Source organism: Pseudomonas sp. ITEM 17296, assembly GCF_028895205.1.
Lineage (GTDB): Bacteria > Pseudomonadota > Gammaproteobacteria > Pseudomonadales > Pseudomonadaceae > Aquipseudomonas > Aquipseudomonas kermanshahensis.
This window is the reverse complement of sequence record NZ_WJRS01000016.1, coordinates 72,060-88,267: the sequence shown is the minus strand read 5'-3', so window position 1 is coordinate 88,267 and position 16,208 is coordinate 72,060. Positions and strand designations below refer to the sequence as shown.

15 protein-coding genes are annotated in these 16,208 nt (G+C 63.5%); 8 read left to right on the top strand and 7 right to left on the bottom strand.

Annotated elements, in window-relative coordinates; all coding sequences use genetic code 11:
* Positions 1-199: 199 nt before the first annotated feature.
* On the top strand, positions 200-553 hold the full coding sequence (locus tag GIB19_RS18070) for a hypothetical protein (RefSeq protein ID WP_274887417.1): 354 nt from the start codon (positions 200-202) through the stop codon (positions 551-553).
* A gap of 56 nt (positions 554-609) precedes the next feature.
* On the opposite strand, the gene GIB19_RS18065 is transcribed toward GIB19_RS18070, so the two are convergent.
* From GIB19_RS18065 to GIB19_RS18055, 3 genes are all read right to left on the bottom strand, one after another.
* Positions 610-894: a type II toxin-antitoxin system RelE family toxin gene (locus tag GIB19_RS18065; protein ID WP_274887415.1), complete on the bottom strand. Its 285-nt coding sequence runs from the start codon at positions 892-894 to the stop codon at positions 610-612.
* A 7-nt stretch (positions 895-901) separates the two neighbouring features.
* Positions 902-1,135 (bottom strand): type II toxin-antitoxin system Phd/YefM family antitoxin, encoded by a 234-nt coding sequence (locus GIB19_RS18060; protein WP_027596682.1) that lies wholly within the window; start codon positions 1,133-1,135, stop codon positions 902-904.
* A gap of 336 nt (positions 1,136-1,471) precedes the next feature.
* Positions 1,472-2,404, bottom strand: coding sequence for a LysR substrate-binding domain-containing protein (locus GIB19_RS18055; RefSeq protein ID WP_274887414.1), 933 nt, complete (start codon positions 2,402-2,404; stop codon positions 1,472-1,474).
* Between the two features lie 133 nt (positions 2,405-2,537).
* On the opposite strand from GIB19_RS18055, the gene GIB19_RS18050 reads away from it, so the two are divergent.
* Together GIB19_RS18050 and GIB19_RS18045 are read left to right on the top strand one after the other, a co-directional pair.
* Positions 2,538-3,836 carry an NAD(P)/FAD-dependent oxidoreductase gene (locus GIB19_RS18050; protein ID WP_274887455.1) on the top strand — a complete coding sequence of 433 codons (1,299 nt, stop codon included), beginning with the start codon at positions 2,538-2,540 and terminating at the stop codon, positions 3,834-3,836.
* A gap of 43 nt (positions 3,837-3,879) precedes the next feature.
* The gene (locus GIB19_RS18045) at positions 3,880-4,968 is read left to right on the top strand and encodes a polyamine ABC transporter substrate-binding protein (RefSeq protein WP_274887413.1); all 1,089 of its coding nucleotides are present in this window, start codon (positions 3,880-3,882) and stop codon (positions 4,966-4,968) included.
* A 20-nt stretch (positions 4,969-4,988) separates the two neighbouring features.
* Here the strand turns inward: GIB19_RS18045 and GIB19_RS18040 are convergent, their stop codons facing one another.
* The 3 genes from GIB19_RS18040 to GIB19_RS18030 form a co-directional block, all read right to left on the bottom strand.
* The gene (locus tag GIB19_RS18040; RefSeq protein WP_027596684.1) at positions 4,989-5,354 is read right to left on the bottom strand and encodes a hypothetical protein; all 366 of its coding nucleotides are present in this window, start codon (positions 5,352-5,354) and stop codon (positions 4,989-4,991) included.
* A 328-nt stretch (positions 5,355-5,682) separates the two neighbouring features.
* Positions 5,683-8,772, bottom strand: a complete 3,090-nt coding sequence (locus GIB19_RS18035; RefSeq protein ID WP_274887412.1) for a MexW/MexI family multidrug efflux RND transporter permease subunit — start codon at positions 8,770-8,772, stop codon at positions 5,683-5,685.
* Complete coding sequence (locus tag GIB19_RS18030; RefSeq protein WP_274887411.1) at positions 8,769-9,866, bottom strand: efflux RND transporter periplasmic adaptor subunit; 1,098 nt, start codon at positions 9,864-9,866, stop codon at positions 8,769-8,771. The genes GIB19_RS18035 and GIB19_RS18030 overlap by 4 nt, the downstream gene beginning before the upstream one ends.
* A gap of 114 nt (positions 9,867-9,980) precedes the next feature.
* On the opposite strand from GIB19_RS18030, the gene soxR reads away from it, so the two are divergent.
* From soxR to GIB19_RS18010, 4 genes are all read left to right on the top strand, one after another.
* A complete protein-coding gene (soxR, locus tag GIB19_RS18025) occupies positions 9,981-10,427 on the top strand; it encodes a redox-sensitive transcriptional activator SoxR (protein WP_099430951.1) in 447 nt (148 codons plus the stop codon).
* A gap of 164 nt (positions 10,428-10,591) precedes the next feature.
* Positions 10,592-11,362 carry an aldolase gene (locus GIB19_RS18020; RefSeq protein WP_189662755.1) on the top strand — a complete coding sequence of 257 codons (771 nt, stop codon included), beginning with the start codon at positions 10,592-10,594 and terminating at the stop codon, positions 11,360-11,362.
* A 44-nt stretch (positions 11,363-11,406) separates the two neighbouring features.
* Positions 11,407-12,300: a dihydrodipicolinate synthase family protein gene (locus GIB19_RS18015; RefSeq protein ID WP_274887410.1), complete on the top strand. Its 894-nt coding sequence runs from the start codon at positions 11,407-11,409 to the stop codon at positions 12,298-12,300.
* Positions 12,301-12,487: 187 nt separating this feature from the next.
* Positions 12,488-13,702, top strand: a complete 1,215-nt coding sequence (locus GIB19_RS18010; RefSeq protein WP_274887409.1) for a benzoate/H(+) symporter BenE family transporter — start codon at positions 12,488-12,490, stop codon at positions 13,700-13,702.
* Here the strand turns inward: GIB19_RS18010 and GIB19_RS18005 are convergent, their stop codons facing one another.
* The gene (locus tag GIB19_RS18005) at positions 13,703-15,019 is read right to left on the bottom strand and encodes a T6SS phospholipase effector Tle1-like catalytic domain-containing protein (protein ID WP_274887408.1); all 1,317 of its coding nucleotides are present in this window, start codon (positions 15,017-15,019) and stop codon (positions 13,703-13,705) included.
* 229 nt (positions 15,020-15,248) lie between these two features.
* On the opposite strand from GIB19_RS18005, the gene GIB19_RS18000 reads away from it, so the two are divergent.
* On the top strand, positions 15,249-16,208 hold the full coding sequence (locus GIB19_RS18000; RefSeq protein WP_027596692.1) for an AAA family ATPase: 960 nt from the start codon (positions 15,249-15,251) through the stop codon (positions 16,206-16,208).

The window sequence follows — 16,208 nt, the reverse complement described above, 5'->3', positions numbered from 1 at the left end:
ACCCGTGGCATGGCGGACGGTTATAACCAGGCGTTGGACGTGCACAGCACGCCCAGGGCTCGCCGAAGCTTAACGACTGAGTAGTCACCAACGCTTGCAGCGCTGCGACAATTTCGGTCAAGGGGGGGTAACTTTACGTTTATGGATACGTGCAAGACTGTCAGAATTCCCTTCCGTTTCCTTTGACCCGAGCCTGTCCATGCAAATCAAGACCGCCCTGCTCTTCGCCACCCCTTGCGATGACGAGGAAGACAACATGGCAACCCTCTGCTGCCACAGCGACAAGGGTCAGATGTTCCTGCTTACCCGCTATCCGGATGAAGACACGGTCGACCTGACCCTGGATGACGAGCCGTCGACGCTTGACGGGCTGAAAGTGACCCTGAGCGCGCAGCGCCTGCTGATCGAAGTGGCGGCCGGGGACCGCGATGCGCTGAGGGGGGATGAAGCGCTGGAGATCATCCTGACCAGCGAACTGAGCGACATGGACGAGGTGAAGGAGACGCTGCAGAACATTCTTGAGGGGACGGGGACGTTTGTCTGCGAGGTTTGAGGGCTGTCATTTCCCAAGCAGGAAACCCTAAACCCCGCCGAAGCGGGACTTAGGGTTTACACACGTTTGTAGGCAGCTTCGTACACTTCATCGTCGCGCCTGGCACCTATGCAGAGAACCAAAACGATCTCGGTGCCGTTAATTCGATAGACAATGCGCACATCGCCTGTGCGAATTCTGCGGCAACCCGCCAGCACGCCCCTAAGGGGCTTGCCTAGCTTGTCAGGCTCGCCTCCTGCGATACGCTCACGCACCACTCTGAGGACTCTTTGTGCCTCCGCGCGCCCAAGCTGCTGAAGGTCATTTTCTACCTCAGGGTGAAACCTGACAGTCCAGATCATCGCGTTCCTACCTGAAGCGAGCCTCCATGTCTTCAAGGCTCACGCTATTTTCCTCTTTCAGGCTGAGTAGGCGCTCGGCAGCCAGCCGTTCGGCGCGTAGATCTTCGAGCTCGTCCTGCATGGCTTGGTAGGCCTCAACACCTATCAGCACAGCAGCCGGCTCATTGTCCTTGAAAATAACGAGGTGGGTTGCATCCCCGCTCGTCACTTCCTTTAAACGCGCTCCAAACGTTCTAGCCATTGCCGTAGCAGACACCGCCTGCTCAGCTCTGGTCATTAGTCCAGCCATCGCATGCTTGCTCCCATCGGTTTGCTGCATTGCCTCCAGAGAGTAAGGGAGACGGGAGGAGATGCAGCGGCTCCCCCGAATCGACAACACACAATATTGCGTAAAATCACACGCAAATCAACACACACAAACGCCATCCTGATGCGTGGTATGTGCTGTGCGACGCGACGCGGAAAGAGCGAGACTAAATTCCCAACGTGCAGCGTGCAACGGGATAAAGGGAATCGGAGCGTGTTTCGGAAATGACCTACATAGCCTGACTATGGGTGCATGCAGAGCCATAAGCTTTCACCCCTGACGATCCTGCAATCCGTAATTAGCTCGTCGTGTCCGCTCCAACTGCGCCTCAAACCACTGCAACACCGCCGTGCAAGCCGGGTGCGCCGCCCCGCTATCGCGCAACCACAGTGCATACACGCCGCCAGTCTTCAGCGGCTCGCCAAACGGCACGATCAAATCCCCCCGGGCCAGCGCGTCGTGCGCCAGCACCTGGTCCGTCATGGCCACGCCCAAGCCGCGGGCAGCGGCATCCAACGCCAGGTCGTCAAGGTTGAACATCAGGTGTTTGTAACTGCGCTCGGGGCGATCCTGATGCGCTTGCAACCACAGGTTCCACTCGTGGCGCGCGGTCGAGCCATGGATCAAGGCATGATCACCCAGCGTTTCCAGCGAGCGTGGCGGTAACTGTCCGTCGCTCAGGCGCGGCGCGCAGACCGGGACCAGGTACTCATCGAACAACACCGTCAGCGGCCGATCATCAAGGCCATCGCGCAAATACAGTACATAGGCATCGCAATCGCCGCTGGTTTCCACCACCTCCCCGCTAACCGTTTCGATGGACAGGCACAACGCCGGGTTCAGCGCATAAAAGCTGCTCAACCTCGGCAGCAACCAGCGCACCGCCAGTGACACGAAGATGCGAATGCGAAACGGCCGGTCCACGGGCGCTGGCGAAAGCCGCTGCGCCAGGGCGCGCAGATCGTTCAGCGTTTCGCACGCCACCGCATAGACATCACGGCCGTGCTCCGTCAGCGCCACCTTGCGGCTGGTGCGGTCGAACAGCGCCACCCCGTAATGCTCCTCCAACTGCTGAACCTGGCGGCTGATCGCGCTCTGGGTCAGGTGCAACTGCCGGGCAGCCTCGGTAAAGCTGCTGCTGTCCGCCACGTGAATGAGCGCCTGGAGTGCATGAAGCGAGGGCACACGAAAGATTTTATCCATGCGTTTAAAGAATAGCTGAATGAAATATTAGCGTTAGAAACACGGCCACAGCCCTCGTAGATTAAGCCTTGAACGCGCACTGACAACGAACACCGATAACCCGTGCGCATTGATTGTGGAGAAGCTGATGGCAATCGACAACCGCTGTGGATGGATCGCGCTGGCAGGCGAGTCTGCCCCCCACCCGCGCCTCGAAGGCCAGCACACCTGCGACTGGCTGATCATCGGCGGTGGCATCACCGGCCTCGCCGCGGCCCACACACTGGCGGCACGCTTCCCGGGGCAACGTATCGTCCTGCTTGACCGGCAGCGGGTAGCCCAGGGGGCTTCGGCACGCAACTCGGGCTTTGCCGTCAGCCATGAACTGCCCTCACCCAACGAACTGCTCGGCAACCCTGGGTTTGCAGGTTTTGAAGTGGCGTCGCGCATTGGCGTGGCCGCTGCTCGGGAAGTGCGCCAGCGCATTGGCGAGCTGGGCATCGCCTGCGAGTACGACGACGGTGGCTATCACTTCGCCGTGCATCGACCCGCGCACCTGCAGCAGGCCGAGGCCGTGATGCACACACTGGAGGCCGTAGGCGCCCAAGCACGCTATCTGGAAGGCCAAGCGCTGCAGCAGCGCCTTGGCAGCGGCTTTTATACCCGCGCCATCCATTGCGCTGGGGGCAACGCCTTGCTGCAACCGGCGAAGTATGTACGGGGCCTTGCAGACAGCCTGCCCAAGGCGGTGGAGGTGTACGAGCACAGTGCGGTACTGAGCCTGCGCCGTGCCGGGCGTGGCTGGCAAGCCAAAACCGAAGCCGGCGTGATCAATGCCCCCCAGGTACTGGCCTGCGTCGGCGCATTCTTGCCCAGAGTGGGCGTGCACCACAGCGGCACCTTCCCGCTGGAACTGAGCGCCAGCATCACCCGCCCACTGACCGAGGCGCGTTGGCAAAGCCAGTTCGGCGACCACACCTGGGGCGTGCTGTCGACCTTGCCGGGCGGCGCTACCCTGCGCCTGCTGCCAGGTCGACGGCTGCTGATTCGCAACACGGTGGAATACCGCCAGCGCGACCTCAATGGCGCGCAGTTGCAGGCCCGCCGACAGCAGCATCTGCAAGGCCTGGAAAAGCGCTTCCCCGGGCTGTCCGCCAAGGACCTCGAATTCACCTGGACCGGCCACCTGAGCGGCACCCGTTCTGGCGAGCCGTGCTTCGCGCGGATCGACGAAGGGCTGCATGCCGTGGCCGGCTGCAACGGCTCGGGGGTCGCCCGCGGCACCTTGTGGGGCAGGCTGCTGGTCGACATGGCCAGCGCATCGTCGTCAACGCTGCTCAGCGACGTGCTTGGCCAGGCCCAACCCGGTTACCTGCCGCCACGCCCGTTCTTCGATATCGGCGCGTCCCTGCGCATGGCCTGGGAAGTACGCCGCGCGCGGCTAGAACGTTGACCGCCATGAGCACTTGCGCACACTTACAACAACAGAGGGCAAGATGATGAAACGTACCTGCATGGCCGTGCTGTCCGCGGCGCTGTTCAGCCTGACGGCCCAGGCCGCCGAATCGGTGAACATCGCCAACTGGAGCGGCTACATTGCCGATGACACCTTGGCAGAGTTCGCCCGCCGCACAGGCATCCAGCCCACCTACGACCTTATCGACAGCAACGAGACGACCGAGGCCAAGCTGATGACCGGCGGCAGCGGCTATGACCTGGTCAGCCCGTCCAACCATTTTCTGCCCAGGCTGATCAAGGCCGGTGCCATCCAGGAACTCGATCGCAGCAAGCTGCCCAACTGGCACAACCTTGACCCCAAGCTGATGCAGTTGCTGGAAACCAGCGACCCCGGCAACCGCCATGCCATCCCCTACATGTGGGTGACCACGGGTATCGGCTACAACGTCGACAAGATCAAGGCCATCTTCGGCACTGCCGATGTCACTCAGTCCTGGCAGATGCTGTTCAACCCGGACAACATCCGTAAGCTGAGCGCCTGTGGCGTGGCGTTCCTCGACAACCCGACGCAGGTGTTGCCGATCACCCTCAAGGTGCTAGGGCTCGACCCCCACAGCCAGCGCCCTGAAGACCTGAAAAAAGCCGAGGCGGCGCTGATGGCTATCCGCCCTTCCATCAGCTACTTCCACCAATCCAAGTACGTCAGCGACCTGGCCAACGGCAACATCTGCGTTGCGATCGGTTTCAGCGGCGATGTGCTGCAAGCGATGAACAGCGCGCAACAGGCGAACAACGGCGTGCACCTGGGCTACAGCATTCCCCGTGAAGGCTCGACGGTGGCGGTGGACATGGTGGTGATTCCCAAAGCTGCGCCACACTTGGACGCGGCCTATGCCTACCTGAACTACCTGCTCGACCCCCAGGTCATGGCGCATATCAGCAACGCGGTGAAGTACCCGAATGGCAATGCGGCGTCATTACCCTTTGTAGACGCGGCGCTGCGTGACAACCCGGCGGTGTACCCACCCCAGGCCGTGCTGGATACGCTGTTCCCGATCCAGACCCTGTCACCGGCAGGCATGCGCTTGAGCACCCGGCTGTGGACCCGGGTGATCAGCGGCAAGTGAGTGCTGCGGGGGGGCTGCTGCTACTCGACGAGCTCGACGTAGCGGGATTCGCCACCCCCCGTCGCCCCCGACAACCAGCCCCAAACGAAGTGCAGCGTGGTGCGACCGGCTTGATCGAGCCCCACCGTACCGCGCGACCAGCCGGCCAGCATTTCACCTTCGGTGGTCAAACACTGAAAAAGAAGCTCGATCGTGTCGGGGCCTGTAACACGGCCTACCTGATTGCCAATCCGGATCCTGCCGCCCTGATAGTGGCTGGTTATGGCGCTTCCATCGACAACGTAATGAAAGACCGTGCCGGCACCGGAGAGCCCTTGTGCATTGTTCGCTACCGCGAATCGGCGATTGTGCAGGCGCTCGGCGACGGGTGAAAAAGCAGTGTCCATCAGTGTCGTGTCCTTCCAGTGAGAGTCCATTTTGGCCTACGCGCACCTTAAACCAGAACGCGCCTTAGCGGGCATCTGCGCGACTGTTCCTCTGGGCTGGGCTGTCACGCAGAGAACAAACATCGCAAGCGAGCCCACAATCCTGTGGGAGCCGGCTTGCCGGCGATGCAGGCACCGCGGTGTAGGGCACCGGCTTTGCCGGTGATCGCCGGCAAGCCAGCTCCCACAGGTCCCTACTAAATCAATTAGTTATGTGTTGGATGAGAGCGGGATTGCCCCGCAAGCACCGGCGAAGCCGGTGCCATGCAATGCGGCGCCGGATGATCACTCAAGGCACACTCACCCCAACGCTCCGCTCGGCGTCTGCCAGTTGCTGTTTACGCAGGGTGGTCAGCCGGTGATCTCGCGCCAGCCAGGTGTAAATCGCCGGCAGCACGAACAAGGTGAACAGCGTGCCGATCAACATGCCGCAGACGATCACCACACCCAGCCCAAAGCGGCTGTTCGCCCCTGCGCCACTGGCAAATAACAGCGGTATCACACCGAAGGTCATCGCCGCCGTGGTCATCAACACCGGGCGCAGGCGAATTTGCGCGGCGCGCATAATGGCCGCCGCACGGTCAAGGTTGTCTCGCACCTGAATCTCGTTGGCGAACTCCACCATCAGGATGCCGTGCTTGCTGATCAGCCCGATCAGCGTGACCAAGCCAATCTGCGTGTAGATGTTCAACGTAGCCCAGCCCAGCGCCAGCGGCAGCAACGCGCCGCAGATCGACAACGGTACGGTCACCAAGATGATCAGCGGGTCCACCAGGCTTTCATACTGCGCGGCCAGCACCAGGTAGATCACCACCAAGGCCGCAAGAAAGGCCCACATCAGGGCAAAGCCTTCCTGCACATACTGGCGCGACTCCGATTGCCAATCATGGCTGAAACCGGGCGGCAGCTCGGCGGCAAGCTGCTGCAGAAATGCCACCGCCTTGCCCATCGAGACACCGGGCGCGGGGATGGCCTGCAGGGTGCTTGCGTTCTGCTGGTCGAATTGCAAAAGGCGGTTAGGCGCGACCTGCAGGTCCAGGCGCACCACCGTGGACAACGGCACCAGGCTGCCATCTTCGGCCCGCACGTACTGGCGGTTCAGGGCCGACGGGGTCAGGCGCTGGTCCTGGATGCTTTGCGGGATCACGTCATAGGCGCGGCCGAACAGGGCAAAGCGGTTCAGGTACTGCTCGCCCACCAGCACGCCCAGCGACTCGCCGATGTCCTGCATGCTGATCCCCAGGCTGGCGGCCTTGGCGCGGTCGATGCTGACCTTGACCACCGGGTTGTTGTAGTCCAGGTCGCTGTCCACCACGCTGAACAAACCGCTCTCGCGGGCGCGCTGCTTGAGCACTTCCATGGTCTGGTACAGCACTGGGTAATCCTGGGCACTGCGCAACACCATCTGTACCGGCAAGCCACCACTGGAACCTGGTAACGACGCCACCTGGAAGGCGAAAATGCTGCTGCCCTCGATGTCCGCGACCGCCTGTTGCAGCTGCGCTTGGATTTGCGCGGCAGAGCGCTCGCGCTGCTGCCATGCACTGAGGTTGATGCCAGCGAAGCTGGCCGCCGTCCCGTCGGTGCCGTTGATGATCCAGGTGTCGGTGGTTTCGGGAATCGATTTCATCACCTGATCGAGTTTGCTGGCAAAGCGCTCGACGTAGTCCAGGCTCGCCTGTTGCGGCGACTTGATTGCCGTCAGCACGGCCGCCTGGTCCTCCGGCGGTGCGAGCTCGCGCTGCGGCAACAGGTACAGCCAGGGCAGGCTCAGGCAAACCAGCAGGGCCACACCAGCACTGAGCCAGCGCCGCGCCAAGGTAAACGCCAAGGCCCGGGCATAGGCCGCTGTGAGCGCAGCGAACACCCTTTCGGCGAGATAGGCCATGGCCCCATCCTGCTGCCCGGGTTTGAGCAGCAACGAACTCATCACCGGCGACAAGGTCAGTGCAACGACACCCGAAACGATCACCGCCCCCGCCAAGGTCAAGGCAAATTCACGGAACAACGTGCCGGTCAGGCCACCCATCAAGCCGATGGGTGCGTACACGGCGGCCAGGGTCAGCGTCATGGCGATCACCGGCCCTGCGATTTCGCGTGCACCGGCCAACGCCGCCGCCACCGGTGTTTGCCCTTCTTCAATGTGACGGTGCACGTTCTCCACCACCACGATGGCATCGTCCACCACCAGGCCGATGGCCAGCACCATCGCCAGCAAGGTCAACAGGTTGAGGCTGAAGCCGAACGCCAGCATCAACCCCGCTGCACCCAGCATCGATAACGGAATGGCCACCACCGCGATCGCCACGCTGCGCAGTGACCCCAGGCACACCCAGATCACCAGCACGACGATCAGCATCGCTTCCACCAGCGTGCGCAACACTTCTTCGATCGAAGCCTCGATGAAACGCGCAGTCTCATAGGCCAGCGCCACCTTCACGCCGGGCGGGAGCGTTTGCTGGATCTGCGGCAACAATTCGCGAATGCCGTCGACGATGACCAGCGGGTTACCCGATGGCGTGGGGAACAACCCCAAGTGCACAGCGGGTTTGCCATCCAGGGTGGCACTGGTGCGGGTGGCCGCCGCGCTCAGTTCGACAGTGCCCACATCACGCAGGCGCACAAGGTCGGTGCCGTCGTTGCGGATGATCAGGTCACGGAAGTCCTCGACGCGGGTCAGGTCGGTGTCGACCTGGATATCGGCCAGCACGAACTGCCCGCGCACCTGCCCTGGGGTGGCCTGGTAATTATTGGCCCGCACCGCTTGTGCGACGTCGGCAGCCGTCACCCCGCGCCCGGCCATCTGCTCGCTGTCGAGCCACAGGCGCATGGCCAGGCTCTGCCCGCCGAAGGTCTGCACCTTGGCCACGCCGTCGATCCCCGAAAGCAGCGGCTCAACCACCCGCGACAGGTAGTCACTGAGTTCTGGGATGGACAGGGTCTGGCTGGAGAAGCCGACATACGCCACCGCCGTGGAGTCACCTGCAGACAGCTCCACCACCGGGTCGTAGGCTTTTTCGGGCAAGCGGTAGCGCACCTGGTTGACCTTGGCCATGGTCTCGGCCAGCGCCTGGGTCGAGTCTCGGTTGAGCAGCATGCGCAGGGTAATCAGGCTGCGCCCCTGCAACGATGATGACGACATGAAGTCAACGCCCTCAACCGAAGAAACCGCCTGGCTGATCGGCTGGGTCACAAAGCCTTGCATGAGTTCGGCGGAGGCGCCGGGGTAGTCGGTACTGATGGTGATCGTCGCGCTCTCCAGCAAGGGGTACTGGCGCACCGGCAACTTGCCCAGGGCGAACAGCCCCATCAGCACGATCAGGCTGCTGACCACCAGCGCCAGCACGGGACGACGCACGAAGGTATCGGTGAAGTTCACGGTTGCTGCCCCCCTGCCACGTCCAGCAGGCTGTCTTCTGCGACCTGCTCGACCTGCATGCCATCACTCAATTTCAGCTGGCCGGAAACCACCACCCTGTCGCCCGGCGCGAGGCCCGAGGTGACTTCCACACGCCCCTGCCAGCGCTCACCGGTCGTTACCGGTACCCGGTTGACGCTGATGACGCCCTGCTGATCCTGCCTGGCAATGAACACCGTCTGCCCGTAGGCGGTGTAGGTGATCGCCGTTTCCGGCACGGCCAGCACCCTCGACGGCTGCGCGGCAGGCAGACGGACCCCGGCATACATGCCCGGCTGCAGCTGCCCATCCAGGTTCGGCAGGGCAGCCTGCACCTGGACGAGGCGTGACTTGCTGACCAGCGGATCGACCGCCACTACCCGTGCCTGAAACGCCCGCCCGCGCACAGCATCGACGGTCAGTTCCAGCAGCTGCCCGACAGTCACTTCGGGGGCCGCCTGTTCGCTGAGGGAAAAATTGACGTGCAACTGGCGTGTATCCGTCAGGCTGGCAATCGCCTCGCCAGCGCCCAGGTACTGGCCCTGGTGAACACGGCGGATACCCACATTGCCTGCAAACGGCGCGCGTATGGCTTTTTGCGCGATCAGCGCTTCGACATGCTGCAGCTCACCCGCGGCCACATCCACCGCTGTGCTCGCGTTATCCAGCAGCTCTTGCGAAACGGCATTCAGCGCGCGCAACTTACTGGCCCGCTGCGCCGCGACCTGGGCATTGCGCAGCTTCGCCCGCAGTTGCACGCGCTGGGCCTGTTCGGGCGCATCGTTGAGCTGTACCAGCAACTGCCCGGCACGCACAGCCTGCCCCGACGCGAAGGCGATGTGGGTGATGCGCCCTGCCACCTCGGCCGCGACCTGCACCTGATTGACCGCCTCCAGCTCCCCCGATGCAAAACGTTGCCGCGCCAGGTCGACCGGCTCGGCAGTGGCCAGCGCAACTTTGGTGACCGGCCATGCCGCGGCCTGTTGGGCCGCTACCCTACTGCCCGTCAATGCGTAGGCGCCGACCAAGGCACCGACAGCGGCGACAGTCATGGCCAGTAACATCCTTTTGTTCATGCCTTGCTCCGATCAGCGGGGTGGTTGCAGGAAAGATCGGGCAGGACTATAAGAGCTCAACTTAACTTGAGGTCAACAGGTGTGACAGCCAAATCATCCACCAACAGCACGCGGCTGCTGACTGTCGGCGAAGTCGCCAAGCGCAGTGGCGTTGCGGTATCCGCCCTGCACTTCTACGAATCCAAGGGGCTGATCGCCGGCACGCGCACCGCCGGCAACCAGCGGCGTTACCCCGCGCTGGTGTTGCGCACCATTGCCATCATCAAGGTGGCGCAGCGCACGGGTATCCCCCTCGAGGTCATCAAGCGTGCCCTGGGCCGCTACCCGCCGAACAGCAAACTCACGGCAGCGCAGTGGGGTGAGATGTCATCGGCCTGGCGAGAAGACCTGAACGCACGCATCCGCACCTTGGAAGCGTTGCGCGACAGCCTGGACAACTGCATTGGCTGCGGCTGCCTGTCGCTGGAAGACTGCCCGCTGCGCAACCCCGAGGATGTGCTGGGCAAGGACGGTGCAGGGGCGAGGATTCTGGAAAAAGAGGCCACCGCCAAGCACGTGTAAGGGATACCTGCGCAGGTCGTCATGGGGTGAGCCATGGCGCGATGACACTTCGCTTGCATATGACACAAAGTGTCATTAAGATCGGCGTGTGTCCTCAAGCCAGCCACGGCAACCAGGACGTCATCGCCCTTATCCCGTGCAGGTACCCCACTGTGACCACGACCATGCAGACCCCCAAGGACCAGCTCGTCAAACGTGCCCAACAGCAAATGCTGACTGCGCTGGCCGACAACACCTACACCCCGCGGCAGAAGCTCGCACTGACCTGCCGGATTCTGTTCGACGGCGGCCACGATTCGGGCCTGGCCGGGCAGATCACCGCACGCGCTGCAGAACCTGGCACCTATTACACGCAACAGCTTGGCCTGGGCTTCGACGAGATCTCGGCCTCCAACCTGCTGGTCGTGGACGAAGACCTGACGGTGCTGCAAGGCCAGGGCATGGCCAACCCCGCCAACCGCTTCCACAGCTGGCTGTACCGCGCACGCCCTGACGTCAACTGCATCATCCATACCCACCCGCTGCACAGCGCCGCCTTGTCGATGCTCGAAGTGCCGCTGGCCATCTCGCACATGGACCTCTGCCCGCTGTTCGACGATTGCGCCTTCCTCAAGGAATGGCCAGGCGTGCCGGTGGGCAACGAAGAAGGCGAGATCATCGCCAGTGCCATCGGCGACAAGCGGGCGATTCTGCTTTCCCACCATGGCCTGCTGATCGCCGGCCGCTCGATCGAAGAAGCCTGCGTGCTCGCCCTGCTGTTCGAACGTGCGGCGAGGATGCAGTTGCTGGCCATGGGCGCCGGTGAAATCCGCCCCATCCCCGAAGCACTTGGCAAAGAAGCCCATGACTGGATTTCCACGCCAAAACGCCATGGCGCCGCGTTCAGCTATTACGCGCGCCGAGCCTTGCGTGCCCATGGCGAATGCCTGGGCTGATTGCAGCTGTCCCCCTTCCTGAACAACGGCAAAGGTGCCTGGTCATGTCTACACCTGTAATTCGCGGCGTCATCGGCTACACCATCACTCCCTTCGCGGCAGACGGCTCGGTCGATCTAGCCGCCCTGGGCACATCCATCGACAGCCTGATCCAGGCCGGCGTGCACGCCATCGCCCCGCTGGGCAGCACGGGCGAAGGTGCCTACCTGTCCGAGGCCGAGTGGGAAGCGGTGGTGCGCTACAGCCTCGAGAAAATCGCTGGCCGCGTACCCAGCGTGGTCAGCGTCTCTGACCTGACTACCGCACGTACCGTGCAGCGCGCCCGCCTGGCCCAGGCGTGCGGGGCCACGGCGGTGATGGTGTTGCCCATCTCCTACTGGAAGTTGACCGAGACTGAGGTGGTCGACCACTACAAGGCGGTCGGCGCGGCAATCGACATCCCGATCATGCTGTACAACAACCCGGGCACCAGCGGCACCGACCTGTCGGTGGAGCTGATCCTGCGCATCCTCGACGAGGTGGCCAATGTGACCATGGTCAAGGAAAGCACCGGCGACATTCAGCGCATGCACCGCCTGTACACCGCGACCGATGGCAAGGTGGCGTTCTACAACGGCTGCAACCCGCTCACCCTGGAAGCCCTGGTTGCCGGCGCCGCCGGCTGGTGCACCGCAGCGCCGAACCTGATCCCCGCACTGAACCTGGCGTTGTGGGACGCCGTGCAGAAGGGCGAGCTGGCTGAAGCACGGGCACTGTTCTACCAACAGTACGCGTTGCTGGCGTACATCACCCAGCGCGGCCTGCCCACCACCATCAAGGCCGGGCTGAAAATGCTTGGCCTGGACGTGGGGGCGCCGCGCCTGCCGCTGCAACCGCTGGATGCTGAAGGCAGTGCCTACCTGAAAGGCTTGCTGGACGCTTCAGCTGCCCGCACCTAGCAGCACCGTGTAGGAGCAGCCTTGCGCTGCGAAGAGGGCCGTAATAGCTGCGACTATTCACGGTGTTGTCACCGGCCTCTTCGCAGCACAAGGCTGCTCCTACACGGCGTGCGCCACGCTGGCGACCATCGTTCTGCGCGAACACGCGCAGAGGGACCCCTCAATCACATAAGCACGGAGGCCACTTGTGACAACGCCTGCTCAACACCCATCGGCATCGCTTGGGCTGACCGACATCCTGCACCCCGCCATCGCCGGGTTGGTTTCGGTCATCGTCAACTACGGCGGCACGTTCATCCTGGTGTTCCAGGCAGCCAAGGTCGCCGGGCTAAGCCCGGAGCTGACCTCGTCATGGGTCTGGGCGGTGTCGATCGGGGTAGGTATCACCGGGCTTGTCTTGTCCTGGTACAGCCGTGAACCCTTGATAACGGCCTGGTCCACCCCGGCTGCCGCGTTTCTGGTCACGGCACTGGCCGGCGTGCCCTATGCCGAGGCCATTGGCGCGTACCTGCTGTCCGCTGCCGGCTTCGTAGTGCTGGGCCTGACCGGGTACTTCGAAAGGCTGGTCCGGATCATCCCTGGCGGGGTCGCGGCAGGGCTGCTGGCCGGCATTCTTTTACAGTTCGGCATTGGCGCGTTTGCCGGCCTGTCGGTCGACCCGGTGCTGGCCGGGTTGCTCATCGTGGCGTACGCGGTGTTCAAACGCTTTACTGCCCGTTACGCAGTCGTAGGCATCCTCGTCCTTGGCCTTGCTTACCTGCTGATCCAGGGGCAGGCCGGCCTTTCGCAACTGACGCTGGAAATCGCGACACCGGTGTTCACTGCCCCGGCCTTTACCCTCAATGCGGCCCTCAGCGTCGCGCTGCCGTTGTTCCTGATCACCCTGACCGGGCAATACATGCCCGGCATGCTGGTGCTGCGCAACGACGGTTTCAAGACCAGCGCCAACCCGATTGTCGCAGTCACCGGCCTGGGCTCCTTGCTCATGGCGCCGTTCGGCTCGCACGCGTTCAACCTCGCGGCCATCACCGCCGCCATCTGCACCGGCAAGGAAGCCCATGAAGACCCGGCCAAACGCTGGATCGCGGGGATCGCCGCAGGGGTCTGCTACATCCTTGTGGGGGTATTCGGCGTCACGCTTGCCAGCGTGTTCATGGCACTCCCTGCCACCTTCATCACCACCCTCGCCGGCCTTGCGCTGCTGGGTACCATTGGCACCAGCCTGGCCAGTGCAATGGCCGACGCGAAGTCACGCGAAGCCGCGCTGATCACCTTTCTTGCAGCCGCCGCCAACATCACCCTGTTGGGTATCGGCGGGGCCTTCTGGGGCTTGCTCATCGGCCTGCTGGCCTACGCGATACTGAACGGGCGCGCCCCAGGGTTCAAACGTACTCAGCCGTAATCACACCATCGGGTCTGCATGCTCCACCCGCCCCGCTTCGCCAGGCCGATTGACGAACAGCACGTCCAGCGTGCTGTTGCGCAGGCCCTTCACGGGGTTCCAGTGCGCCGAGGTGTGGATGTACTTGTCGCGCAGCAGGCGCTGCTCGTCCTCGGTCAGGCCAACATCAGGGCGGGAACCCAAGGCAAAGCCATGCAGCTTGCGGCTGATGTCCAGCAAGTCATCGGGCAGCCGATGGGCTTCATCGCCGCCCAACTCGGCAAACGGCACCCCACCACGCACTGCCAGTTCACGCATGATGCTCAGGTACACCCGGGAAAGATGGCCGGCCACGCCCCTCTCCCGATAAACCGCTGCATACACCTGCTTTTGCGCCTCGTCCGGCTTGCCGCCGGCAATCGGCCGCTCCCAGGTCAGCACCCGCGGCCGTGGTTCCCCCAGCTCAGCAAACGCCGATGTCAGCAAGGCGCTGGCCGCCGAGTAGGCACGGGTGCATTCGGCTTTTGTGCGCACAGGCACCCGCTGCGACTGCGGTTTGCACAGCAGCACCTGCTCCTGCATGCACGGCAGGTAGCCCCCGCCAATGTTCGAGTGCACGCCCGGCACGACAATGTCACCCTCGCTGCGCACCAGCGGGAAGTTATGCCGGCGCTCGTCACCGGCCACCAATTGCACCACGTGCCGCGCAATGCCCTTGCCCAGGCCCAGGCGCAAGCCGCCGTGGCGAGCGTCAGCGGGGTCGAAGTCCCCCTGCAACGGCGCGACGATGGCCGCCACGGTGTCGAACAGGCCAATGAAGTTGATGCACACAGCACACGAGGTGCCCAACAGGTTGCTCGCATCATCACACAGCACATTGGCCAGGTGCCTGGCGGCAGCGGCGCCACGGCTGAACCCGAACAGGTCGAGCTCGACCCGCGCGAGCCGCGACTGCGGATACGCCGAGCACCAGCCGCGCAACTGGTCGGCAATCATTGTCACGGCCTCGGCGACGCGCGCCTTGACGCCGGTACGCCCACGCCCGGTGGCCGAGGCAAAACTGGAGTCCGCCGCCCCCGCGGTGGTGCCGATGCCCTCGACATACAGCTTGAGAAAGGCCATCGCCCCCGGCGCAGGGCTGCCGGGGGCTGGGTACAGCGCATGCAGCAAGGCCACATTGCTCCAGGCATTGCCATAGCTGGTACCTGCCAGCGGCCCAGCAGCCTGGCCCGCCGCCGTGGCATTGCCCAGGTTGTTGCCGGTGCCATCAAAGAACACGCCAACGCGCAAAGTCGTTGGCACAGGGGTATCGAAGGTACTGCGGTGGGTTTGCATCATCCTGCGTCCTGCTTGCTCAAAGAGCATCAGCAAGCGCCAGGGCACAGCGGCCGACTATCAGCCGACGCCGAAGGTTGCGCAGGACTTGTCGACAAGCCCACGCCCGACGGCCTGGATAAATTTGCCAGCCGCCATTGGTCGCCACCCCCCCGGATAGATTAAAGTATCACCCCTTGCCGAGGCAGCTGTTCCCAGCGCGCCTGCGGCCCAATACCAGGAACCGTCGCCGATGGAACACCGTGAAGCGCTGATCGCGCTGCGCACCTTTCTTTCCACCCAGATCCTAGGCCAGGAAAAGCTGGTCGAGCGGCTGTTGATCGTGCTTTTGGCCGACGGCCATATGCTGGTCGAAGGTGCCCCCGGGCTGGCAAAGACCAAAGCCATCAAAGAACTCGCCGAAGGCATCGAGGCGCAGTTCCATCGCATCCAGTTCACCCCCGACCTGCTGCCGGCCGACATTACCGGCACCGAAATCTACCGCCCGGAAACCGGCAGCTTTGTCTTCCAGCAGGGGCCGATCTTCCATAACCTGGTGCTGGCCGACGAAATCAACCGCGCCCCGGCCAAAGTCCAGTCGGCGCTGCTCGAAGCCATGGCCGAGCGCCAGGTCAGCGTGGGCCGCAGCACGTACGACCTGTCACCGCTGTTCCTGGTCATGGCCACCCAGAACCCCATCGAGCAGGAGGGTACCTACCCGCTGCCCGAAGCCCAGCTCGACCGCTTCCTGATGCACGTAAAAATCGGCTTCCCCGACGCTGCGGTGGAACGGCGCATCCTGCTGCAGGCCCGCGGCGAGGCACTGGGCGGCGAGACCAAGCCCGAGCGCCGGGTCAGCCAGCAGGCCATTTTTGCCGCGCGCAAGGAAATCCTCGGCCTGTACATGGCCGATGCCGTGGAGGAATACCTGGTGCAACTGGTCATGGCCACGCGCACGCCGGCCAAGTTCGACGCCGAACTGGCCGACTGGATCGCCTACGGCGCCAGCCCGCGTGGCTCGATCTCGCTGGACCGCTGCGCGCGTGCGCACGCCTGGCTGGCCGGGCGCGACTTCGTCAGCCCCGAGGACATCCAGGCAGTGCTGTTCGATGTGCTGCGCCACCGCATCATCCTGTCGTTCGAGGCCGAGGCTGCGGGGATCGACCAGGACCGCGTGGTCCAGCGCATCCTCGACGTCGTCGCCGTTGCCTGA